23 protein-coding genes are annotated in these 21488 nt (G+C 41.3%); 16 read left to right on the forward strand and 7 right to left on the reverse strand.

The genetic code is table 11. The annotated features are described in order from the left end of the window. The first annotated feature begins 140 nt into the window (after nt 1-140). The 3 genes from V7K32_RS19190 (at nt 141) to V7K32_RS19200 (ending at nt 2914) form a co-directional block, all read left to right on the forward strand. Nucleotides 141-2201 carry a ribonuclease catalytic domain-containing protein gene (locus tag V7K32_RS19190; RefSeq protein ID WP_334995397.1) on the forward strand — a complete coding sequence of 687 codons (2061 nt, stop codon included), beginning with the start codon at nt 141-143 and terminating at the stop codon, nt 2199-2201. Between the two features lie 123 nt (nt 2202-2324). Further along, complete coding sequence (locus V7K32_RS19195) at nt 2325-2609, forward strand: type II toxin-antitoxin system ParD family antitoxin (RefSeq protein WP_334995398.1); 285 nt, start codon at nt 2325-2327, stop codon at nt 2607-2609. Then, a complete protein-coding gene (locus V7K32_RS19200; RefSeq protein ID WP_334995399.1) occupies nt 2609-2914 on the forward strand; it encodes a type II toxin-antitoxin system RelE/ParE family toxin in 306 nt (101 codons plus the stop codon). Before V7K32_RS19195 ends, V7K32_RS19200 begins: the two co-directional genes overlap by 1 nt. A gap of 13 nt (nt 2915-2927) precedes the next feature. Here the strand turns inward: V7K32_RS19200 and V7K32_RS19205 are convergent, their stop codons facing one another. Then, the gene (locus V7K32_RS19205) at nt 2928-3464 is read right to left on the reverse strand and encodes a GrpB family protein (RefSeq protein WP_334995400.1); all 537 of its coding nucleotides are present in this window, start codon (nt 3462-3464) and stop codon (nt 2928-2930) included. A gap of 113 nt (nt 3465-3577) precedes the next feature. Between V7K32_RS19205 and rpmI the strand changes: the two genes are divergently transcribed. The 7 genes from rpmI to bchB all read left to right on the forward strand — a co-directional run bounded on the left by rpmI (nt 3578) and on the right by bchB (nt 11075). Then, nucleotides 3578-3775, forward strand: coding sequence for a 50S ribosomal protein L35 (gene rpmI, locus V7K32_RS19210; protein WP_292760699.1), 198 nt, complete (start codon nt 3578-3580; stop codon nt 3773-3775). A gap of 19 nt (nt 3776-3794) precedes the next feature. Continuing rightward, complete coding sequence (gene rplT / locus V7K32_RS19215) at nt 3795-4151, forward strand: 50S ribosomal protein L20 (RefSeq protein ID WP_334995401.1); 357 nt, start codon at nt 3795-3797, stop codon at nt 4149-4151. Nucleotides 4152-4163: 12 nt separating this feature from the next. Further along, on the forward strand, nt 4164-4976 hold the full coding sequence (locus tag V7K32_RS19220) for a transporter substrate-binding domain-containing protein (protein ID WP_334995402.1): 813 nt from the start codon (nt 4164-4166) through the stop codon (nt 4974-4976). 154 nt (nt 4977-5130) lie between these two features. Beyond that, nucleotides 5131-5655: a tetratricopeptide repeat protein gene (locus V7K32_RS19225; protein ID WP_334995403.1), complete on the forward strand. Its 525-nt coding sequence runs from the start codon at nt 5131-5133 to the stop codon at nt 5653-5655. A 410-nt stretch (nt 5656-6065) separates the two neighbouring features. Beyond that, nucleotides 6066-8045, forward strand: coding sequence for a primary-amine oxidase (locus V7K32_RS19230; protein WP_334995404.1), 1980 nt, complete (start codon nt 6066-6068; stop codon nt 8043-8045). A gap of 223 nt (nt 8046-8268) precedes the next feature. Then, nucleotides 8269-8838, forward strand: a complete 570-nt coding sequence (locus V7K32_RS19235) for a peptidylprolyl isomerase (RefSeq protein WP_334995405.1) — start codon at nt 8269-8271, stop codon at nt 8836-8838. A 710-nt stretch (nt 8839-9548) separates the two neighbouring features. Beyond that, nucleotides 9549-11075, forward strand: coding sequence for a ferredoxin:protochlorophyllide reductase (ATP-dependent) subunit B (gene bchB / locus V7K32_RS19240; protein ID WP_334995406.1), 1527 nt, complete (start codon nt 9549-9551; stop codon nt 11073-11075). A gap of 63 nt (nt 11076-11138) precedes the next feature. Here the strand turns inward: bchB and V7K32_RS19245 are convergent, their stop codons facing one another. Next, on the reverse strand, nt 11139-11564 hold the full coding sequence (locus tag V7K32_RS19245) for a type II toxin-antitoxin system VapC family toxin (protein WP_334995407.1): 426 nt from the start codon (nt 11562-11564) through the stop codon (nt 11139-11141). Continuing rightward, nucleotides 11554-11811 (reverse strand): hypothetical protein, encoded by a 258-nt coding sequence (locus tag V7K32_RS19250; protein ID WP_334995408.1) that lies wholly within the window; start codon nt 11809-11811, stop codon nt 11554-11556. The genes V7K32_RS19245 and V7K32_RS19250 overlap by 11 nt, the downstream gene beginning before the upstream one ends. Before the next feature lie 449 nt (nt 11812-12260). On the opposite strand from V7K32_RS19250, the gene V7K32_RS19255 reads away from it, so the two are divergent. The 3 genes from V7K32_RS19255 to V7K32_RS19265 are packed head-to-tail and all read left to right on the forward strand — an operon-like array spanning nt 12261 to nt 13300. Further along, nucleotides 12261-12650: a hypothetical protein gene (locus tag V7K32_RS19255; RefSeq protein WP_334995409.1), complete on the forward strand. Its 390-nt coding sequence runs from the start codon at nt 12261-12263 to the stop codon at nt 12648-12650. Between the two features lie 15 nt (nt 12651-12665). Further along, nucleotides 12666-13022, forward strand: coding sequence for a hypothetical protein (locus tag V7K32_RS19260; RefSeq protein WP_334995410.1), 357 nt, complete (start codon nt 12666-12668; stop codon nt 13020-13022). 26 nt (nt 13023-13048) lie between these two features. Further along, nucleotides 13049-13300 (forward strand): hypothetical protein, encoded by a 252-nt coding sequence (locus V7K32_RS19265; RefSeq protein WP_334995411.1) that lies wholly within the window; start codon nt 13049-13051, stop codon nt 13298-13300. Nucleotides 13301-13443: 143 nt separating this feature from the next. Here V7K32_RS19265 and V7K32_RS19270 read toward each other — a convergent pair whose 3' ends face one another. Together V7K32_RS19270 and V7K32_RS19275 are read right to left on the reverse strand one after the other, a co-directional pair. Then, complete coding sequence (locus V7K32_RS19270; protein ID WP_334995412.1) at nt 13444-13737, reverse strand: hypothetical protein; 294 nt, start codon at nt 13735-13737, stop codon at nt 13444-13446. Nucleotides 13738-13824: 87 nt separating this feature from the next. Next, nucleotides 13825-14649: a hypothetical protein gene (locus V7K32_RS19275; RefSeq protein ID WP_334995413.1), complete on the reverse strand. Its 825-nt coding sequence runs from the start codon at nt 14647-14649 to the stop codon at nt 13825-13827. A 365-nt stretch (nt 14650-15014) separates the two neighbouring features. On the opposite strand from V7K32_RS19275, the gene V7K32_RS19280 reads away from it, so the two are divergent. Then, on the forward strand, nt 15015-18161 hold the full coding sequence (locus tag V7K32_RS19280) for a plasmid replication protein, CyRepA1 family (protein WP_334995414.1): 3147 nt from the start codon (nt 15015-15017) through the stop codon (nt 18159-18161). A gap of 162 nt (nt 18162-18323) precedes the next feature. Here the strand turns inward: V7K32_RS19280 and V7K32_RS19285 are convergent, their stop codons facing one another. Continuing rightward, a complete protein-coding gene (locus V7K32_RS19285; RefSeq protein ID WP_334995415.1) occupies nt 18324-18608 on the reverse strand; it encodes a DUF2470 domain-containing protein in 285 nt (94 codons plus the stop codon). A 239-nt stretch (nt 18609-18847) separates the two neighbouring features. Between V7K32_RS19285 and V7K32_RS19290 the strand changes: the two genes are divergently transcribed. Then, nucleotides 18848-19603, forward strand: a complete 756-nt coding sequence (locus V7K32_RS19290; RefSeq protein WP_334995416.1) for a metallophosphoesterase family protein — start codon at nt 18848-18850, stop codon at nt 19601-19603. 67 nt (nt 19604-19670) lie between these two features. Here the strand turns inward: V7K32_RS19290 and V7K32_RS19295 are convergent, their stop codons facing one another. Next, on the reverse strand, nt 19671-20531 hold the full coding sequence (locus V7K32_RS19295) for a M48 family metallopeptidase (RefSeq protein WP_334995417.1): 861 nt from the start codon (nt 20529-20531) through the stop codon (nt 19671-19673). Nucleotides 20532-20923: 392 nt separating this feature from the next. On the opposite strand from V7K32_RS19295, the gene V7K32_RS19300 reads away from it, so the two are divergent. Further along, on the forward strand, nt 20924-21457 hold the full coding sequence (locus V7K32_RS19300) for a DUF4330 domain-containing protein (RefSeq protein WP_334995418.1): 534 nt from the start codon (nt 20924-20926) through the stop codon (nt 21455-21457). Nucleotides 21458-21488 lie beyond the last annotated feature (31 nt).

Genomic DNA, 21488 nt, shown 5'->3' on the forward strand with positions numbered 1-21488 from the left:
AAACGGTTGGATTTAGGGATTTAACACCAGTTATAAAATCCCTTCGGGTTCAGCAGTCGCTCATGGGGGAAACCCCCAAGACCGCGCTGCTTCAGCAAAATCTAAAATCTAAAATCTAAAATTATTAGAGTGCGAGAGTTGTGGAGAAGGGGACGCTAGTTGAATTTAGGGTTCAAGGCGATCGCCGTCTGGGCATCGTAGAACGTCCAGACGGTAAAACCCGCTGGTTTGTGGTAGACGAACGTGGTCAATCCCACAGCCTCGCGCCTAAACAAATAACTTATACAGTTACCGGACAGACGTACAAGCCCTCAGAGATTGCCAGCTTTTTGGAGCAGGTAAAGCCTTATTTAGATCCATCTAGCTTAGAAGTGGCTTGGGAACTATTGGTTGAGGATGGGGAAACAGTCACCCCAGACCAAATGGCAAATTTGCTATTTTCTGAATCAACAGCCCCTCCTTGTTACGCCGCCCATTGCTTGTTATCAGACGACAAGCTTTATTTCAAGCAAAAAGGAGACGCTTACGAGCCGCGAACTGCTGCTCAGGTGGCAGAACGCCAGCATCAGATAGAAGTAGAGGCACTAAAAGCTAAGGGACAGCAGGAATTTTTAACTCGTGTAGAGCAGGCGCTCAAAGGTGAAGCAGTAGAGTGGGGGCGTCACGATCGCCAGCGCTTAGAAGGACTCGAAAAATACGCTGCGTTGATTGCTGACACCGTGCGGACAGGAGTAAATTATGACTCCTTGGCTCGCGCTTATCCGCCAAGCGCTCCAGTATTAGAAACTATGACCATGCTGGGACGACCCACAACACCCCAGGGAGCCTTTCAACTGTTGGTGGATTTGGGTTGCTGGAGTCCTTATGAAAACTTGTTCCTGCGTCGTTCTTCAATTCCGATCCAATTTCCTAATAAGGTATTAGAAGTGGCGCAACAGCGTTTGGATTTCCCGCCGATTGACTCAGATACAAACCGCCTTGATCTGACTCACCTGAAGGTCTACACCATTGATGATGAAACTACCACAGAGATCGACGATGGTCTGAGTTGGGAAGTACTACCCGATGGCCAAGAACGCCTCTGGGTGCATATCGCCGATCCGACTCGATGGTTAGTACCGGAAGATGAATTAGATTTGGAAGCCAGGAAGCGGGGTAGCACAGTTTATTTACCTACCGGGATGATTCCCATGTTCCCGGAGGTATTGGCGACTGGTCCGATGAGTCTGATCCAGGGACGGGTTTGTTGCGCCCTCAGTTTCGGAATTATTTTAGGTACAAGTGGGGGAGTAGAAGATTATAGCATTCATACCAGTTTGATTAAGCCGACTTATCGTCTCACCTACGAAGATGTAGATGAAATGCTGCAATTACGGGTACAGGCAGAACCGGAAATTGCTGCGATCGCAACTTGGGCGCAGAAGCGCAAAGCTTGGCGTTACGCTCAGGGGGCAATTAGCATCACCATGCCGGAAGCGATGATCAAAGTCAAAGATGACGAGATCAATATTGACATTTTGGACGATTCCCCATCACGGCAAGTAGTGGCAGAAATGATGATTGTTGCCGGTGAAGTTGCGGCTCGTTATGGTAAAGCTCATAACATACCTTTGCCCTTTCGCGGTCAGCCGCAACCAGAATTACCCCCAGAAGAAGAATTGCTGCTACTTCCCCCCGGATTCGTTCGCGCTTGCGCTATGCGTCGTTGTATGCCTAAGAGCGAAATGAGCATTACGCCTCTGCGCCATGCTGGTTTGGGTTTGGATACCTACACCCAAGCAACCTCTCCCATCCGTCGTTACAGTGACTTGCTTACCCACTTCCAACTTAAAGCCCATTTGCGGGGTGAAGTTTTACCATTTACCGCAGATCAGCTTAAAGAAGTAATGATGACTGTCACCAGCATTACCCAAGAGGTGACGATGGTGGAACGGCAAACTAATAGATATTATGCTCTAGAGTATTTACGCCGTCATCCAGAGGAAACTTGGGAGGTAACAGTGTTAATGTGGCTGCGAGAAGACAGCAACTTGGCTCTAATTTTGTTAGAAGATTTGGGCTTGCAATTACCAATGGTTTTCAAGCGTTCCGTGAAGTTGGGCGAACAGATATTGGTGAAAGTTAGCCACGCCGATCCGCAAAAAGATATGATCCAGTTTCAAGAAATAGTTTATCAAGAAGCCCAAACAGCAGCGAATTAACTAATTTGTCATTTGTCATTTGTAATACTCGCCAGAGGCTAGTATTATCAATTACGAATTATTTTAATCTTGCTCTAACCCCTGTCGGTTAGGATATAGGGTAAATGGAATGAGGTAATAGTTGTGAATATATCTTTGACCCCAGAACTGGAGCAGTTGGTTAAGGATAAAGTTAGTAGTGGGAAATATCACTCAGTTAGTGAAGTGATGGGTGAAGCATTGAGATTGCTAGAAGAACGCGATCGCATTCGAGATCAGCGTCTAGCAGAATTGAAAGCTAAAATCCAAGAAGGAATAGAAGCCTCAGAGCGTGGTGAAGTAGTCGATGGCGAAGAGGTGTTTGCAGAAATTGAAGAAGATATCCGACGCGCTGAAGCCCAAATGCAACAAGCAGAGGCTGCTAAATAATGAGTCGGTATGTTTTAACAATTCCAGACAAGCAAGACCTCAAGGAGATTAATCGCTATATTATCCGCTTTAATCCTGCTGCGGCTCGAAGATTCAATGAAAAATTTAAACAGCAGTGTAAATTGCTGGCTGATTTCCCTAACATGGGGCAAAGTTGCGATAATTTTATAAGCGGTTTACGGAGTTTCCCCGTAGAAGATTATTTGATATTCTATCGTCCCATTGATGACGGTGTGGAAGTTGTGCGTGTTATCAGTGGTTATCGGGATTTAGAGACAGTTTTCTTAAGTGAGGATATTCCTTAAAATTGCATTTGATCTAAGGGTTTTTTCCCATCTCCTCACACCGTGCTTTTGCCATCACAGCCTGGATATAATCATTTTTACCACTAGTATAAGCCTCGCGATCGCTCCGAAAACTTGCCGCCAAATCGCGTTTTAAAGCTTCATATCGTTTTGCCTCTTCAGGATGTCTCCTCAGATAGTCGCAAAATAGCTTGTGCTTCTCCCAAAATTCGCTGTCAGCCTCGACTATGTGAACATGATGTGTACGTTGCTTTCCGTATGATGGCATTCCTTTCACAAAAAACATCCGTCCTGGATCTGGGTTTTCACGCCAATAAACGTATCCCAACGATTCCAATGCCGGAATAGTAGATTTCGCATTTACTAAGGAACGGACTCCTACCATGATGTCAACAACTGGTTTTGCTGCCATTCCTGGTACTGCCGTACTCCCAATATGTTCAATTTCCACAATCAAGTCATTGCCTACTAGTTGCCAAATCCGCTCGGCTTCTTCTGTAAACAAAGTCTGCCAATGTGGGTCATATTCGACTATATTTACTTCATCCATCGGTGAAATTAATTTTGTCTATAACAGTGGTAATTGGTTAAATAATTTACTTAATTACCATTCAAGCAATTTTATTAGTATAATAATGGATCGTGTCGAATTAAAGCTAGATCATGCCTAAACTAAAGACTCGTAAAGCAGCGGCAAAGCGATTCCGTGCCACCGGTACCGGCAAAATCGTCCGTCGTAAAGCGTTCAAAAGCCACCTTTTAGAGCACAAATCTTCCAACAAGAAGCGTAGCTTGCGCCAGAGTACACTTGTACATGAACGCGATGAACTTAACGTGCGCTTGATGCTCCCATATTTGTAAGTATTTTAGGAAATAAGTTATGACACGGGTAAAACGCGGTAATGTAGCTCGGAAGCGCCGCAATAAAATTCTCAAACTAGCTAAAGGTTTTCGCGGTTCTCACTCAACTCTGTTTAGAACTGCGAACCAACAAGTGATGAAGGCGCTACGGAGTGCCTACCGCGATCGCAAAAAGAAAAAGCGCGATTTTCGTCGCCTCTGGATCACCCGCATCAACGCTGCTTCAAGGCAACACGGCATGAGTTACAGCCAGTTGATCGGGAACTTGAAAAAAGCTGATATCCAACTAAATCGCAAGATGTTGGCACAATTAGCAGTCCTCGATCCAGCTAGCTTCGGTAAAGTTGCTGAACTCGCAAATCAAGCTAAAGGATAAAGGTGGCAAGGGATGTATAACAGATGTAACAGATGGCAAGTAATTACTCGGTTACATCTGGTATTATCCGCCACTATTTTTTTGATATCTTGCTTTTCCATAGTGGGGACAGGATTAACTGGATCTGCTGCCGAAATCCCAGAAATTCAGCAGCGAGGCTATCTAACTGTTGCCGTTAAAGATAACTTGCGTCCGTTGGGATTTAGAGATGCTAACGGCAATTTGCAAGGCTTAGAAATTGACTTAGCACAGCGATTGGCACTTGACTTAGTTGGTACTAAGGCTGTCAAATTGAAACCCGTAGCGAATAGCGATCGCTTATCTGTAGTCTTAGACAAGAAAGTTGATTTTGCGATCGCTAGGGTAACAGCAACTGAATCTCGCAGCCGCATAGTTAATTTCAGTGTTCCCTACTATTTGGATAGCACTGTATTAGTTACAAAAGATCCCTCTGTGCAGAAATTGAGTGATTTTGCAAAACAAAAAATTGCCGTACTCAACAACTCCAGCACCATCGCTAAAGTGCGGTATTATGTGTCAAACGCCGAGTTGATAGGAGTAAATTCATATCAAGAAGCGCGAGATAAAATAGAAAATAATGCAGCCTTTGCCTTTGCCGCAGATGCTAGCGTTCTGAGTGGTTGGGTGCAACAATATCCCCAATATCGGCTACTGCCAATTAAGCTATCAACTGAACCCTTGTCTGTAGTTATGCCCAAGGGATTGCAGTACGATAAGTTAAGACGAAATGTGAATCAAGCGATCGCTCGTTACTTAGAAGAAGGTTGGCTCCAGCAACGTGTTCAATATTGGGGCTTACCGTAAGGAAGTTAGGAGTTAGGAGTTAGGAGTTTGGAGTTTGGAGTTTGGAGTTAGGAGTTTGGAGTTAGAAGTGAAGAATTATCTCCCTCATCTCTCTCATCCCCAATAGGCTGATAATAGATTACAGAAGTAACTTTTAATATTTTTATTTGCAGCAATGGATAACAGTCTAGCCGTTGTTTATCTCTCAGTTTTGGTGGTTATACTCACAATTGCAGCCGTGAGTGTTTTTCGCCAGATTTTAAAAACTCGCAAGATTGAAGGCTCCTTTGGAAGATTGCGGAAGAAGTTAGAGAAAGAAAAGGGTACGACTCAAGAATATTATGAGTTAGGCAGTATTTATTCAGACAAAAAAATGTATTCCCAAGCGATACTGCTGTTTCAAAAAGCTATCAAAGCTGCCCAAGAAGAGGGAGAAGAAAATATTGCCCCTATTTACAACGGGCTGGGTTATATTTATTTTATCCAAGAGCAATATGACTTAGCAATTCGTCAGTATAAAGAAGCCCTAAAAGCTAAACCAGACTACGTAACAGGGTTGAATAATCTCGGTCACGCTTATGAGAAAAAAAAGTTAACTACTCAGGCGTTACAAAGTTACGAAGAAGCACTAAAATTGGCTCCAAATAACCCTATTGCTAAACGTCGTGCTGAATCTTTACGTCGTTTAGTTTCTGCGTAATTGCTCAAGCGTCAAATAATTTTGGATTTTGGATTTTAGATTTGATGTTGATCCAGTTAACCTCTCTTGATAAATTATGAGCTACATCAATTAAACCGCGTCTATCTTGAAACCTGTAGTTCTTTGGTGATGAAAAGGATTTGCCCTCATCCCCCAACCCCTTCTCCCAGATTTGGGAGAAGGGGAGCCAGAACTTCAAAGTCCCTCTCCCATACATGGGAGAGGGATTTAGGTTGAGGGCAAAAACTACGGTTCTCAACTTAGATGAGGTTTAAATCAAGGAATATATTGGGTTTCATAATTGGGGACACTGTTAGCAAATTAATTTGGCTTTAGCTTTTATATTTTATCGGGTTTCAATCTTAGGCTTGGAAATAGATAAATATAAGTCTTTTGTAAAAATATCAAAGATGATTAAGCGGCTACATTTTTTTTGGATAGCTATTACTATCACTGTCGTCATTTCTATCTCACTAGGACTAATGGGAATATTGACGGCTCAACAGCCTTCGATTTCCCATCCTCTCACTTCGCTAACAGAGGTAGAAATTAGCACAGCTGTTTCGGTCATAAAAAGAGAAAAAACTTTGAGCCAAATGGCAGTTTTTCCACTTATTGCTTTACAAGAACCAGATAAAGAAGAAGTTCTGAGTTTTACACCGGGTAAAGTCTTCCAGCGAAAAGCTTTTTTGGTAATCTATGAGCGATCGCTCAATAAAACCTATGAGGGAATTGTTGATCTAACAAGCAAAACCTTAAGTTCTTGGAAAGAAATATCCTCTGTTCAACCTGCGATCGCCAATCCAGAATATGAACTGGCAACTCAGGTAGTTAAAGCCGATCCCCGATGGCAAAAAGCGATGCAAAGGCGGGGAATTACTGATTTTAAGCGAGTCAAAATCAGTTCCTGGTCCCCAGGTATCCTGAGTCAACAGGAAGAAGCGGCAGGTAATCGTCTTTGCCGCAGCTTATCTTACTACCAGGGCAAAGGCTGGAATTATTACGGTAGTCCTATTGAAGGAGTGATGGCAACGGTAAATTTGAACACAGGTAAAATTGTTAGTTTCGTTGACAAGGGAAACGTACCTTTCTCTAAAGACAACTGGAACTACGATGTAAAGTCTTTGGGCAAATTACTTTCAGCGCCTAAAGCATTAAAAATTCTCCAACCAAATGGTGCAAGTTTCCGAATTAATAACAATGAAATTAACTGGCAAGGTTGGAAGTTTCGGTATTTAATGCATCCTCGGAATGGATTAATGCTGTACCAAGTGACCTACAAGGACGGGGAAAATATTCGACCAGTTTTATATCGCGCTGGCCTATCAGAAATGGTAGTTCCTTATGGCGATCCAGATCCCACTTGGTCGTTTAGGAATGCATTTGATGTTGGAGAATACAACTTTGGTTTGCTAGCAAATACGATGGAGTTAGGTAAAGAAATTCCTGAAAACGGTTTGTTGCTGGATGCTATATTTGCTAATGAGCAGGGAGAACCTTATAAGATACCAGGGGTTGTTGGTATCTATGAACGCGATCGCGGAATGCTGTGGAAACACTATGACTACAATACTGGGCGTAATGATGTCCGTCGCAGTCGAGAATTAGTGATGACGATGACTGCGGCCGTTGACAACTATGATTACAGCCTTAATTGGATCTTTCACCAGGATGGGACTTTGGAAGTCCAAAATGAACTAACCGGTATCGTACTGGCGCAGGGAACGGCTGCTCAAAAGCAATCTGAGGATGATTCCTATGGTCGGCTAATCGCTAAGAATATCTTCGGAGTAAATCACCAGCACTTTTTCAACTACCGCCTAGATTTCGATGTCGATGGGCAAGCTAATTCTGTGATAGAAATGAATGTGAAAGCTTTGCCGATGGATGAGAAAAATCCTTTAGGAAATGCGATCGCAATTACAGAAACCCCACTCACAAAAGAAACGGCTGCTGTGCGCGATTTGGATATGAAAAGCAGTCGGGAATGGATGATTGTTAGTGCAGATAAGAAAAATCCGCTAGGGGCTGCACCTGGATATATGCTGATGCCTGGTGGTAACTCCATATTTTTCCCAGTGGAAGGCTCTAACATCCGTCAAAAGGCAGAATTTGCGACTCACCACGTCTGGGTAACAAAATATAAACCTGCTGAACTCTATGCTGGCGGTGATTATCCCAACCAGACTCAACCAGGACAGGGTTTACCAAAATATATTGCAGACGATGAATCCTTGACGGGTGAAGATATCGTGCTGTGGTACACAATGGGCGTAACTCATATTCCGCGATCGGAAGATTGGCCTGTAATGCCTGTTCACCGAGTTGGCTTTAAGCTAGTCCCTAGAGGATTCTTTAGCCGTAATCCAGCGATTAATTTACCAGAGTAAAATATTCGTTTTCTCAAGTTTCCTTGGTTCAGCTTTTTCGCAATCTGTAAACCTGTAACTTGAATGCTGATAAGCTAAAAAACATCTAACTTGCATAACCCTTGTTAAATATAACTCTTGTGGGGTGGGCATCCTGTCCGCCCAGCTTATGCAAGTTTATTTGTGGAACAGCTTAAGCTTATCGTAGTCCAAAAACTGACAGTTTTCATTCATAGGATACCTCATGAATTTTCCAGAAATTAATATTCCCGGTGAAGGCACACTGCACGCTCGTTTAATTACTTCCTTGGGTCAAATTATAGTTCTTTTGGAGGAAGACAAAACCCCCAACACCGTCAAAAATTTTGTAGGTCTAGCAACCGGGACAATCGACTGGAAAGACCCTAAGACAGGTCAATCTCAGAAAGGGACTGCTGCCTACGATGGAGTTCGCTTTCACCGAGTCATCCCTGATTTTATGATTCAGTGTGGCGATCCCCTGGCTCGTTATCCAGATATGGCCAACCGATGGGGTACTGGTGGGCCAGGATATCAATTTGAAGATGAATTTCATCCTGAATTGAAACACTCTAGTGCGGGTATCCTCTCAATGGCAAATGCAGGACGCGGTACGAATGGTTCGCAGTGGTTTATTACAGAAGGGCCAACGCCTCATCTTGACCGCAAACACAGTGTTTTTGGTAAAGTTGTCGAAGGTATGGATATAGTCAACCGCATCGCCAATGTGCCTGCGACTAGAGATCGTCCGAATCAAGACGTAGTGTTAGAAAAAGTAGAAATTTTTCGCCAGTAACTAACATCTCTCTAGTATACAAGGCGGAAGTCAAAAGTCGTTTGTAGTGAGGACTAAAGTCCTCACTACAAACGAATCTCAAGATTTTTTACATTACAAGTTAGCCGACAAGCGTAAAGCTCAGTCCCTTTATGGCTGAGATACAAGCGATCGCGCAAGTTTTAACCCCATTCAGAATTAATTTTTGGTTGTTCATTTCAGGGTATGGTATATAGTATTCCGCCACAGGTAGAATAACCGCTAGCACAAATGGATAATCAACCCCAAAACGATTGGCTAGGAAAAAATAATGGCAAGTGGGTAGTGAATGAACCACTTTAAACATAACTAGGATACCAACGCGTATCTAAATCCAGCAAACTAACTATTTTTCAAAAAACATTAAACGTACCGTGGGGCACACGGGAACAAGAGAATTCGTTCTCTAACGCTTAGGGAGATGAAGCCCGCTGGGATTATCTAAATTGAACTCGATGCTTGGTTCTATTGAACAGGTTTCAGGTTTAAGTACTGCCGCAAGGATAGGTGATTTTAAGGCACGTCGATGAACTAAGAATCTCAGGTCTGAAGACCTGAGAGTGTCAAAAGTCTTCACTTCTTCAGAGCTACAAGTTTTGAGACAATCAGAAACGATTTAATAATAATCAAGCACTTATAGTCCACTCTTATCGGACTCCGTGTTATTTCTATTGAAAAGGGAGAACACAAACATGAAATTAGCTTACTGGATGTATGCAGGACCTGCCCACATCGGCACTCTGCGAATCGCTAGCTCTTTTAAAAATGTGCATGCGATCATGCACGCCCCCATTGGCGATGACTACTTTAACGTTATGCGCTCCATGTTATCGCGCGAGAGGAATTTCACTCCGGTAACAACCAGTGTCGTCGATCGCAACGTTTTGGCACGCGGTTCTCAAGAAAAGGTGGTAGATAACATCGTCCGCAAGGATGCCGAGGAACACCCAGATTTGATTGTGTTAACTCCCACCTGCACTTCCAGCATTTTGCAAGAGGATTTGCACAACTTTGTCGAACGGGCGCAGTTGGAAGCGAAAGGAGACGTAATGCTGGCGGATGTGAACCACTACCGCTACAACGAACTGCAAGCCGCCGATCGCACTTTGGATCAAATCGTCCAATACTACATTGAAAAAGCCCGGAAGCGGGGCGAATTGGCACAGGGCAAAACAGCAAAGCCCTCAGTTAACATTATCGGTACTACTACCCTTGGTTTCCACAATAATCACGACTGCACCGAACTCAAACGGCTGATGGCTGACTTGGGAATTGAGGTAAATACCTTAATTCCCGAAGGTGCTTCGGTGAATGACTTGAAGAAGATGTCCCAAGCTTGGTTTAACCTCATACCTTACCGTGAACTCGGTTTAACCACCGCTCGTTACCTGGAAGAACAATTTGGCACACCCTATATAGACATTACTCCGATGGGTGTAGTGGAAACTGCCCGTTGTATTCGCAAGATTCAGCAGGTAATTAACGCTCAAGGTGCAGAAGTTGACTACGAAAACTTCATCAATGAGCAAACCTTGCATGTTTCTCAGGCTGCTTGGTTCTCCCGTTCCATTGACTGTCAAAACTTGACTGGCAAAAAAGCTGTAGTATTTGGTGACAATACCCACGCCGCAGCCATTACCAAGATTCTGGCGCGAGAAATGGGGATTCATGTTGTTTGGGCTGGAACCTACTGCAAATATGATGCAGACTGGTTCCGCGAACAGGTTAGCGAGTATTGCGATGAAGTGCTAATTTCCGAAGATCATGGTGAAATTGGGGATGCGATCGCTCGTGTCGAACCCTCTGCCATTTTCGGCACCCAAATGGAACGCCACGTTGGTAAACGTTTGGATATTCCCTGCGGCGTAATTGCTGCACCAATCCACGTTCAAAACTTCCCCATTGGTTACAAACCATTTATGGGTTACGAAGGGACAAATCAGATTACAGATTTGATCTACAATTCCTTCACTTTGGGAATGGAAGATCACCTATTAGAAATCTTCGGTGGTCATGATACTAAAGAAGTTATTACTAGGGGAATTTCTGCTGATTCTGATTTGAATTGGACAAAAGATGGTCAAGCAGAATTGAATAAGATTCCGGGATTTGTTCGCGGGAAAGTGAAGCGTAATACTGAAAAATTTGCCCGCGATCGCGGTTTCAAGGAAATCAACGCTGAGGTACTATACGCCGCGAAGGAATCTGTCGGGGCGTAGCTTAACGGGTTAGCGATTTTTAATAATAAAGGGCATATCTTAAGGAATGCCTTTTATTATTACTTATTCTGACTTCAGCAGACGAATAAAGCCAGCTTGTTCAAAGTGGTGATCTGTGGTTAATGACTCTTTAATACCAAGCTGTTGCATGACTATAAAAGAAGTGCTATCCACCAAAGACCAAGCTTTATCTTCTCTAGTTTTGAGTAGCTCCCAAGCTGCTGAATCTATTGCTGGTTCAATATAAATCAAGTTGATATAAGGAGCGGTTCTGACAGCTTCTACATATTTAAATAACTGCGAACGAGGTACACGTAAAGGGCTATTCAGTAAAGCCACCAGTTCAATCACAACATAATTAGTTGTTACCATTGCTTGATTTTGCTGACGTTTATGTTGAAACCACTGCTTTGCTTGTTTATGGTAAGACTCAGTTGCAATAAATAAATTAGCCCACCCGGATGTATCTATAAAGACTTTATTCGCCAATTTTTAACTCCTGCTGCAAACTTTGCTGGAGATATTTATCGTGGTTTTCTCCTACATCAGAATTATCAAATTTCAATGTACCTAGTAAAGGTAAAATTGGATCGAATTCGGAGATATTTTCCTGTTTAGCTGATTGAGATAAGGATTGTAGAATTAAATCTTCTAAAGATAGATTCAGTTTTTGCGCCTGAGCAGTTAATTTACTTTCTAAGTCATCTGACAACTGTATTGTTAATATTTTAGCCATTTGATTTACCAGTTACGGATGTTTCTAATCCTATTATATGCCCGCATAGCAAGTAGAAAAGAGTAGTTGTTTAGCATGGAAACGATCGCAACTATTTGTAAAATGTGAATTAGAAGTTTTACGTGCAGTAATAATTTCAGTTAAAAGAATATAAATCTATTGAAGCACCAAGAAATTTGCCTGCGATCGCGGTTTCAAAGAAATCAACGCTGAGGTTTTGTACGCCGCGAAGGAAGCTGTCGGGGCGTAGATTGTGGAGTTAGCGATTATTTAAATTAAAGGGTGTCCTGTATGGATACCCTTTTTGCTTACTTATCCTTGATTTACTCATGATGTACAAAAAACTGTAGTACATACAGTTTTTTTTTCATGAATTTCATATTTTTACAAAGATTTTATGTTTTTGACTGCTAAATTATTACAGAAGAATTAATGTAAATTATATATAAATGAAGATTGAAGAATTTAACTATGAAAAATCAGCTTTAATTGCCGAACTCCTCCAACTTAGCATTAAACACAGTCCTGAGAAAATTGTGCGGATTGCCAAGCAAACTGATGGTAAAATTCTATTTTTAGAAGAGGGAAATGCTGAAGCAGGACTCCAACACATATTGCAAGAACATTCTTTAGAGTTTGCTGATCAGGGAATCGAGCCAAGCCAGATACCAGATGCAATTATCACCGCAGTAACCCAAGGTAAAATAATTGGTTATCAAGGAAGAAAAAAAACTCGCACTATTTATGAAGTTAATTTTAATGGCAAAATCCAATACATCTGTGTGACTGTAAGCGATAATGGATATATAGTTGGTGCTAATCCCAGAACTTCCTCATAATTCGGTGAAGTAACTATGGCAGAAAAAATCAAACTTATGGCTGATTATGGATGCTACCCGCTATGGTGGGCTAGTTCCGATAAAGCTGGAGATATTGATCCTCTTATAATGCCATTAAGTCAAGAAACTATTAGCCGTTTAGAAAAATGGGCAGAAGTTTATGATGCAAAGTTAAACTGGAAAGATCCTAATTCTTCAGGTTTTCACAGTTTAGAGGCTAAAACGGCTTTTGAAGCAGAAGGAATTAGCTTGTGGAAGCGACTGCAAAAAGAACTTGCACCCAACTATGAAGTTTTATATTTCAGTGAAATATTACGTAAAGTTGTAACTGATACTAATGAATTAGACTCTTTGCGTACTATCTATGCTTAACTGATAGTCCACGAAAAAATTAAGCAATGACAACAGCTAGTTTATTTCAGTGGGTAGAACTGAAGCAAGATGTTCCTAATAGCCCTGTAACAGCTGGCAATAGGGGGGTTGTATTAGATCATCTACGTCCTACTAAAACTCAGCAAGAGCCAGGATATATTTTAGAAGTCTTTAAAGACGGTGAAACTCTAGATGTAGTTAGTGTGCCTATTTCCTGGGTCAACCTTCTACCTGAAACCTGGGGAAGTATTGAACATGATACAAGACAGACAGTTTAAAACATCGCGGTTTCAAAGAAATCAACGCTGAGGTATTATACCCTGCAAAGGAGGCTGTCGGGGCTTAATTTAGCGGGTTAACAATATCAGCAGTCAGCCTTGGAAGTTGACTGCTGAATTATGATGTGAGTAGAGCTAGCGAACTACCTAGTCTTTTTGTTTAGTGTTTTGATTAGTTTAGTAATCAACTTTAATTGGATTTGGGAAAAGTAACTCATTGAAATAATGACAGCTACTGCAATTCCTCCATCCATCAATATGGGAATTGAAACTGCTGGTGGGACTGGTATTGGAGGATCACTTAGATTGGAAGAAACAAGCATCTCCTGCTGTTTTTCTACCTTCTCCACTATCTTTTGAGCGTAAAAGTCGTATTCCCATTTTTGGAGAAAAGAGGGTGAAGGCTGGAAAAAACCAATTCCATTCTTTTTATTCATAGGTTCAAAACCCACTAAATTTATAGTTTTCAGACTAAAGCCTGTTGCTAGTGGGTCTATCAAGTGTGTCAAAGATGTGAAGAATTGTTAAGCAGAATAAGCACCACCCTTGCCAGCAGAGACCTTTGTACCTTTTTTCCAAGCATAAGAGTAGCTTTTTTGCCAGGTAGCTGATTCTCTCTTACGAATTGAAGTAGCTATATGGTTCTGAAAGTCGTAAAATGCCGTCATAAAGGTATCAAAATTTTCTTTAATCCGTCGATTTGACCTTGCCTCTATCCGACAAAAAGTAATAAAAAGAAAGTACCAACGTCTTTCTTTAACAAAATGTTTCTTTTCTAATGATTTATAGTTCTTAACTTCTATTGAATTACGTTGCTCCTCAAGAACTAACTTTGTCGTTCCATTTTTATTCTCTACTAGATGAGATTTTTTGCCTGAGTTAATCATTTCCTTGATTTTTGGAAGTGATTTTTCATAATGATTTTGTAGACAAGGTAAAAACTCATCTTCTGCTTCTTCTTCCAAAAATGCTAATAACATTTCCAAAGGAGATTGGAAAGGGTACTTAAAAGGTAAGTTTGCTTTTAGACATTTTTCTCTAAATTGCGGTTCAGCAACCTGTACCAATTCCCATAAACCCATCAGATAGTTCATCCATCGTCGGTAGTGTTCACAAGTATGAGCGTTAATTTGCTTATTATCAGCAATAACGTCAAATGGATTATGTCGGATAGAATGACTTTCTTTCCAAAATACTGATAGTAATCCATAATTAAGCCTTAACCTCAACCACTCGATTCGTTGCTCGTCTGTTTTTGCTTGAGATAGTAGTCTATCGGAAGGTAGTTGGGCTAGATAGTCGCTAATCAAGTGATATTTCTGTTTTTTTGCGTCCGTAGGTTCATTCATAGTTGTATACTAAGTACTTAGAAATTTGAGGCACTTATCAATACTGATTTTAGCTAAGACACAATTCTCCAACTAGTCTAGCTATTATGTTCTGTTAGCGATCGCTGCTGCAACCCCTCAAGCGATCGCACTCCCTAACGCAGAGATTTACTGATAAATAAAAATTAAAATAGAACAAATATCACAATACAAAATTATTACTCCGGGGATTTAATAGGCAGAATAACCTACTAAAGCCTTAACCGATGTATCTCCCATAACGAAGTAAAAAAAGCATCATAAAAGCCTCGCAATATCTCTTATAGAAAAAAAGCAGATGCGTGTTAGTGTTTTAATCTCATCGTCTTTCCTTCGGGTCTTTCCCTATGCATCTGCACTATTTACACCCCCAACACCTTGAAGAATTAGTCAAGAGTAGTGGTATAGACTTACACTTAGTGCAACTCAATTTTAGGTCACTCCAAGGCGTAACTGCTTATGAGTACCTATTGATTTCTGAGCTACTCCCTCGCACCAATACCGGAATGGTGAAAGCTGCATGGTTGCAGCGTTATGCTCATATTACTGAAGGTGGTTGGTGGTGTTCCGGGCTAGACCCTTTGAATAATTGGCAAATGATGGAATGGGGATGCTTTAAGCCAAACCAACCGCGACAGAATCATAATGGTAAGTCCATCAAATACGAGCATCCCCCCAGCACACCAACGCGGGTGTTTTGTTTGCGGGTAACGCTGCAAGTGTGGCAGCAAGTCGCTGGACGTTACAATCTGGTCATGCCTGACAATATCACCATTACTGCTGATGGTGAAGCTGAAGGCTTTTGGCAATGGGTGATGCAACAGAATATTTCCCTGATTCTCTGCGAAGGTGTGAAGAAAGCAGCAACACTTTTGACGCAAGGATATGCAGCTATTGCCATTCCCGGAATTACCAGTGGTTATCGGGTTGTTAAAGATGAATTTGGTAAAGTTACTCGTCGTCAGCTAATTCCTGATTTAGCAGCATTTGCAATTACAAAGCGTAGCTTTTATATTTGCTTTGATTTTGAAACTCAACCTAAAACAATTGCTGCTGTAAATAATGCTATTTCTCAACTTGGTTGTTTATTCCAGCAAGAAAAATGCACTGTTAAAATTATCGAACTTCCAGGAATAGAAAAAGGAGTTGATGAGTTTATCGTTGCCAAAGGTGCAACTAGTTTCGATAAAGTTTATCGTCAAAGTGTTGATTTAGAAATTTATCTTGCTCAAACCAAACCCCACACTGAGTTAACTATTCCTGCTGCACTCACCTTGAACCGCCCTTATATAGGTGAAATACCTTTCCCCACTTCTGGATTAGTAGGAGTCAAATCAGCAAAAGGAACAGGTAAAACTACAGCCCTGCAAGCCGTTGTTCAGCAAGCAAAAATTAGAAATCAACCCGTTTTGTTAATTACTCACAGAATCCTACTAGGAAGATTTTTGTGTGAAAAAATTGGTATTCAATGGGGAACACATAAAGAAGATGCGGATAAAAGGATTGATAAAACACTTACCCCCGCTCCTCCCATTCTCCGCTCCCTCTCTCCTCAGCAGTCTCTTGGATTGTGTGTTGATTCTATTTGGAAACTTAACCCAGAAAATTGGCGAGGAGCAATAGTAATTCTAGATGAAGTAGAGCAATCTTTGTGGCATCTATTAAACAGTAATACTTGTAAACACAAGCGTGTAAAAATATTAAAATTATTCCAGCAACTTATTTCCATCGTTTTAACAACTGGGGGTTTAGTAATTGCCCAAGATGCTGATTTATCAGACGTATCACTTGAATATTTACAAGGATTAGCAGGAATTAAATTAACACCTTGGGTAGTTCTCAACCAGTGGAAACCTCAGCATGGTTGGGACGTAACTTTTTATGATTCACCGAATCCAACACCGCTAATTCACCAACTAGAATTAGATTTACTTGCTGGACGTAAATGTTATGTTACTACCGATAGTCGCGCTGGGCGTTACAGTTGTGAAACAATTGAACGTTATCTCAAAGAACGCTTACAAAAATTACGAAGGCAATTTCCCAAAACTTTGGTAGTTAGTAGTCATACTACAAACACACCTGGACACGAAGCCGTTGATTTTATTACAGCTATCAATCAAAAAATCTCTGAATATGATGGCGTTTTTGTTACCCCTAGCCTTGGTACAGGAATTAGTATTGATGTGCAACATTTCGACCGGGTTTATGGTATTTTTCAAGGGGTAATTCCTGATTCGGAAGCAAGACAAGCATTAGCGAGAGTGCGGGATGATGTGCCGCGTGTTGTCTGGTGCGCGAAACGAGGTATTGGTTTAATTGGTAGTGGTAGTACAAATTATCGCTTGCTATCTGACTGGTATCAAGAAAATCAAAAAGAAAATTTAGCTTTGCTTAGTCCACTGCATAAAATAGATGTGGATTTACCTTTAGTTCATGATCCGATTCATTTGCGAACTTGGGCTAAGTTATCTGCACGGGTAAATGCTTCTATCCGCCTCTACCGTCAATCGATGCAAGATGGTTTAATTGCTGATGGGCATCAAATTCAGATGCGGAGTAATGCTGTTCACAATAATATTATTCGGGATTTACGCCTTGCATTTTTGGCAACTGACGCTGATGATTTAGCTACCCGCAGAAGATTAGTTTTGGAAATTGTCAAAGTTCAAAAAGATTGGGCGCAAAGCCGTCAAAAAGCTAAAGAAATTAAACGCAAAATTAAGGATATTAAGCAGCAAAATCAACTATCGGTAGCAACTGCTGTAGCTAATGCTAAAAATATCGATTATATAGAATATGAGCAGCTATTAGGGAAGCATTCTCTGACTGATGGAGAACGCAACCAAATTAATAAATATATTCTCAGACAAAGGTATGGTGTAGAAGTTACTCCTTGGCTGAAATTGCAAGATGACCAAGGATATTATCGTCAATTGTTAATTCATTATTATCTAACTCACGAAAGCGAATATTTTCACGTCAGAGATCAGCAAGAATGGCATCAACAATTGTCTTGGGGTGAAGGGAAAGTTTTTCTCCCAGATTTAAAAACTTACACGCTCAAAGTTGAGGCTATGAGAGCTTTGGGAATGCTTCAGTTTCTCGAAGCAGAAAGAGAATTTACTGAGAGTCATCCAGATTTGATGTTGCTGAAAAATATTGTTTTTCAGCATAGTAAGCATATTAAAAGAGCGCTTAGTATTAACTTAATCGGGGAGAAAGAGCAGGTTTCAGCAATCAAAATACTCAGCCGATTGTTCAATTTGTTAGGCTTGAAACTAAAGCGGGTAAATGAGGTTTATCAAATCGACCTAGAAACACTTTATGATGGCAGGGAGAGAATATTTACAGTTTGGCATCAACGGGATGAGTTGATGTTGGCTCATGTTAAGAGTGTTGGCTATGAATTGCCTGATTATTCTTCAGACTGGAAGTTTGAAATTATCCAACCCAAGGCTTATACCACAGTAGCTAATATCCTTGACAGCTAAAGATAGCAGTCCTAAATCATTTGTAAAAATAAATTAACCACAGAGGCGCAGAGAACGCAGAGAGAGGAATCGGAGATTTTCACGACTCATTTAAGATTGCTATATCAAGCAAACGGTATGTCTAAAGACAGCCAAGCATTAGTCATACAATTAGCCCAATTTCTACTTTGCCTTCAGCCGCGCCTGCTTCACCATCGCAATTAGAGTTTGATGGGCATCTTCAGCATCTGCTAAAACACGATCAAAGTCAATGCGAACTGGGACAGCTTCCCCATTTACTTGCGCTGTCAAATCCATCCCTTGTGCATCAATTGACAGCATTTGTGCTGCACTAGCATCTGTGACACCAGCAAAAGCCTTAGCATAAAGAACTATGGCATCAGCATGATCGTCATTCATGTGCTTGCAGATGCGCGAACTAATATCAGCAGAAAAATCTTTAGACATTGTTGAGATAGAAGCAACAGCTTAAATTTTAAGCTAAGAACGCGAATGAAATTTGGTGATTTTCTTTCTTAGCACTCAAGACTATGCATTTTATCCCATTGCATAATAAATTAATTTTATTTATATGGGAATAATTAAATTAAAATAAAACTTATTCAGTATTTCTACCTTCTATTACGGAAACCAGACAGCTTAAACTGTAGCAGAAGTATTAGCCAAACTATTGAAGCTAAGAGACAATGAGCGAAACTAGCCCCAGACGAATTGTAATTGGGGATGTGCATGGACACTATGAAGGTTTGATGACATTGCTGGAGGCGATCGCCCCCACGTCAGACGATCAAATCTATTTTCTGGGAGACTTAATTGATCGTGGCCCTCATAGCTCACAAGTAGTTAATTTTGTCAAGCGACATAACTACCCATGTTTGCTGGGAAATCATGAGCAGATGTTATTAAACATTCTGACCAATCACAGAACTTCCTCCCCGACGATGCAAGCATGGCTGTACAGTGGGGGACAAGCTACCGTAGCCAGTTACCACGAGGCTTCAATTCCTGACGATCATCTGGATTGGTTCAAGAGTTTGCCTACATATCTCGACTTGGGGGATATTTGGTTAACTCATGCTGGTGTTGACCCTTCCAAGTCTGTAACAGAACAAACTGCCGATCAACTGTGCTGGATACGAGAAGAATTTCACAGCATTGAAAAACCCTACTTTCCAGATAAGCTCATTATCATCGGTCACACCATTACCTTTACTCTGCCGGGTGTTTCTCCTGGCAAACTGGCACAAGGAGAGGGATGGCTAGATATAGATACTGGCGCTTATCATCCCCGGAGTGGCTGGTTGACTGGACTAGATGTCACAAACAACCTGGTTTATCAAGTTAATATTTTTAAAGACTATCACCGTACCCTGCCCTTAAAAGATGTAGTGATTAGAGTTGATCCAGCTAAAATCAAAGTCGATCGCCGCAATAAGAATTGAGCAATATTCGAGATGAGGGGGATGAGGGAGACAAGGGGAATAACCAATGCCCAATACTTAAATACCCTCAAGACCTCACTAATGCTCGCATATTAGCTCTATAACTAGCCTTATCCAAGCCATAATTTTCCTCACTAGGTTGAGAGTTAATTGCACTTCTGAGGGCTTTAATGCGATCGCTCGTTCCGGGGTGCGTACTTAAAAATGTCGGAGCAGAACCACCCTGTTTCAGCAGCTTTTGCATAAAAGAAACCATTGCAGACTGGGCGTAACCAGTTCGTGTCAAAGTTCGCAGTCCTCTTTGATCAGCCTCAAATTCATTGCTACGACTGCGTGGCAAGTCTCGCGCTAGCTGTACACCAATTTGCACCGCCGTATTCCGGTCTAAGCCAGCAGCTGTTAATAGACCACTTTCCAGTGCTTTTTGCCGCATCTGTTTAACTACGTGTTTGCCGCCAATGTGACCAATTTCATGGGCGAGTACACTTGCTAGTTCCGCTTCATTGTCTGCGGTTTTCAGCAAACCCGTGTGGACATATACATAGCCGCCCAAGGTAGCAAAAGCATTAATACTGTCATCCTGAACTACTTGGAAGGTATAGGGGAGATCGGGGCGATCGCTATTAGCAGCTAAACGCCGACCAACTTGTTCCACATAGCGATTAACTTCTGGATTGCGGTAAAGCCGCACTTCACTACCGACTAATTCTTGATTAATCTGCTTACCCAGATCAACTTCCTGGCGAGGGGATATATTAGAAAGCTGAAATGCCTGAACTCCTTGGAGTAGAAGAGGCAAGAAATCTAAAGTTCTTCCAGGTAGGGGTGTACTCAAGCACAGACTCAAGGCAACTATCACTGAAATTAAAGGATAAAACCAGCGACGCCGCGACACACGGTAATTTGCAACAAAATTCCAGTTGAACATAATAGGCTCTGAAGATTATTTTGGGAGAACATAAAATGATGGGACAAATTATGAGACGGATTTAGAGTATTCTAAGTTGCATTCTTAAATCAAGACCAAAGGAGTTGTTATACAGCTAATGTTTAGGCAAATCTACCGAATTACTGGGGTTAGAGACTCCCTCTAGAGATAGGCTTAAACACTAGATATTACTTTCTGGGTGTGTCAATCTTAACTGACAAAAGTTTAAGGGTTAGCTGCCACCCCTGCCAACTTACGAACTCGTGATAAACTGTCGCATAACTGCAACGCCCAGCCGCTTTGAGTTATTACCAAATAGGGAAAATTACTATTCCCATCGAAAACCTTCTTGCTACAATCAATTACTTCGCTATTAGCTCGGAAAACTTTTTATGGCTATTTTAGATTCAAAAGGTCGCTTGTTCGGCAAAATCAACCTCTTAGATTTAGGTGCTGCGCTGGTAACTCTGCTCGTTATATTTGTCGTCTCGTCTAGCATCTTGTCTAGCTTGGGTGTTGCCCAAGTTGGTGAGAAAACAGTACCCATAGAAGTAGACCTAGTAGTTCGTGGTTTGAATGTGCGTGACCCGGAACAATTATTCAATAACGGATTAAAAAAAGGCGGGAAAACTAATGTGATTATCCGCAATCAACCTCACGGAGAGATTGAGATTAAATCCATTCAACAGCTACCTAGAACAATCAATATTCCCCAACCTGATGGCACTGTTAAAGAATTACCAGATCCAAAAACCAACAATTTTAGTACCGATTTGATTTTGACTTTAGATGGCAAAGCTCAACTGACTGATAATGGCCCCGTTCTCGGTAACAGTAAAGTTAAAATTGGTATGCCATTTGAGTTGGAAGGCTATAACTACAACTTCAATGCAACTGTTATTGATGTCAGATTAAAAGACAAATAGCATTCACATTTTTGCCTTAAAAAAATAATTT

Origin of the sequence: Nostoc sp. (assembly GCF_036917635.1) — a bacterium.
In the GTDB taxonomy this organism is placed as follows: Bacteria; Cyanobacteriota; Cyanobacteriia; order Cyanobacteriales; family Nostocaceae; genus Nostoc.

Excerpts from the sequence above, each read along its gene's own strand:
- V7K32_RS19295 (WP_334995417.1), bottom strand. The coding sequence starts at position 20,531 with ATGTTCAACTGGAATTTTGTTGCAAATTACCGTGTGTCGCGGCGTCGC.
- V7K32_RS19290 (WP_334995416.1), top strand. The coding sequence starts at position 18,848 with ATGAGCGAAACTAGCCCCAGACGAATTGTAATTGGGGATGTGCATGGA.
- V7K32_RS19225 (WP_334995403.1), top strand. The coding sequence starts at position 5,131 with ATGGATAACAGTCTAGCCGTTGTTTATCTCTCAGTTTTGGTGGTTATA.
- V7K32_RS19230 (WP_334995404.1), top strand. The coding sequence starts at position 6,066 with ATGATTAAGCGGCTACATTTTTTTTGGATAGCTATTACTATCACTGTC.
- V7K32_RS19220 (WP_334995402.1), top strand. The coding sequence starts at position 4,164 with ATGTATAACAGATGTAACAGATGGCAAGTAATTACTCGGTTACATCTG.
- V7K32_RS19255 (WP_334995409.1), top strand. The coding sequence starts at position 12,261 with ATGAAGATTGAAGAATTTAACTATGAAAAATCAGCTTTAATTGCCGAA.
- V7K32_RS19275 (WP_334995413.1), bottom strand. The coding sequence starts at position 14,649 with ATGAATGAACCTACGGACGCAAAAAAACAGAAATATCACTTGATTAGC.
- V7K32_RS19285 (WP_334995415.1), bottom strand. The coding sequence starts at position 18,608 with ATGTCTAAAGATTTTTCTGCTGATATTAGTTCGCGCATCTGCAAGCAC.
- V7K32_RS19200 (WP_334995399.1), top strand. The coding sequence starts at position 2,609 with ATGAGTCGGTATGTTTTAACAATTCCAGACAAGCAAGACCTCAAGGAG.
- bchB (WP_334995406.1), top strand. The coding sequence starts at position 9,549 with ATGAAATTAGCTTACTGGATGTATGCAGGACCTGCCCACATCGGCACT.
- V7K32_RS19280 (WP_334995414.1), top strand. The coding sequence starts at position 15,015 with ATGCATCTGCACTATTTACACCCCCAACACCTTGAAGAATTAGTCAAG.
- rpmI (WP_292760699.1), top strand. The coding sequence starts at position 3,578 with ATGCCTAAACTAAAGACTCGTAAAGCAGCGGCAAAGCGATTCCGTGCC.
- V7K32_RS19205 (WP_334995400.1), bottom strand. The coding sequence starts at position 3,464 with ATGGATGAAGTAAATATAGTCGAATATGACCCACATTGGCAGACTTTG.
- rplT (WP_334995401.1), top strand. The coding sequence starts at position 3,795 with ATGACACGGGTAAAACGCGGTAATGTAGCTCGGAAGCGCCGCAATAAA.
- V7K32_RS19270 (WP_334995412.1), bottom strand. The coding sequence starts at position 13,737 with ATGAATAAAAAGAATGGAATTGGTTTTTTCCAGCCTTCACCCTCTTTT.
- V7K32_RS19260 (WP_334995410.1), top strand. The coding sequence starts at position 12,666 with ATGGCAGAAAAAATCAAACTTATGGCTGATTATGGATGCTACCCGCTA.
- V7K32_RS19235 (WP_334995405.1), top strand. The coding sequence starts at position 8,269 with ATGAATTTTCCAGAAATTAATATTCCCGGTGAAGGCACACTGCACGCT.
- V7K32_RS19265 (WP_334995411.1), top strand. The coding sequence starts at position 13,049 with ATGACAACAGCTAGTTTATTTCAGTGGGTAGAACTGAAGCAAGATGTT.
- V7K32_RS19300 (WP_334995418.1), top strand. The coding sequence starts at position 20,924 with ATGGCTATTTTAGATTCAAAAGGTCGCTTGTTCGGCAAAATCAACCTC.
- V7K32_RS19250 (WP_334995408.1), bottom strand. The coding sequence starts at position 11,811 with ATGGCTAAAATATTAACAATACAGTTGTCAGATGACTTAGAAAGTAAA.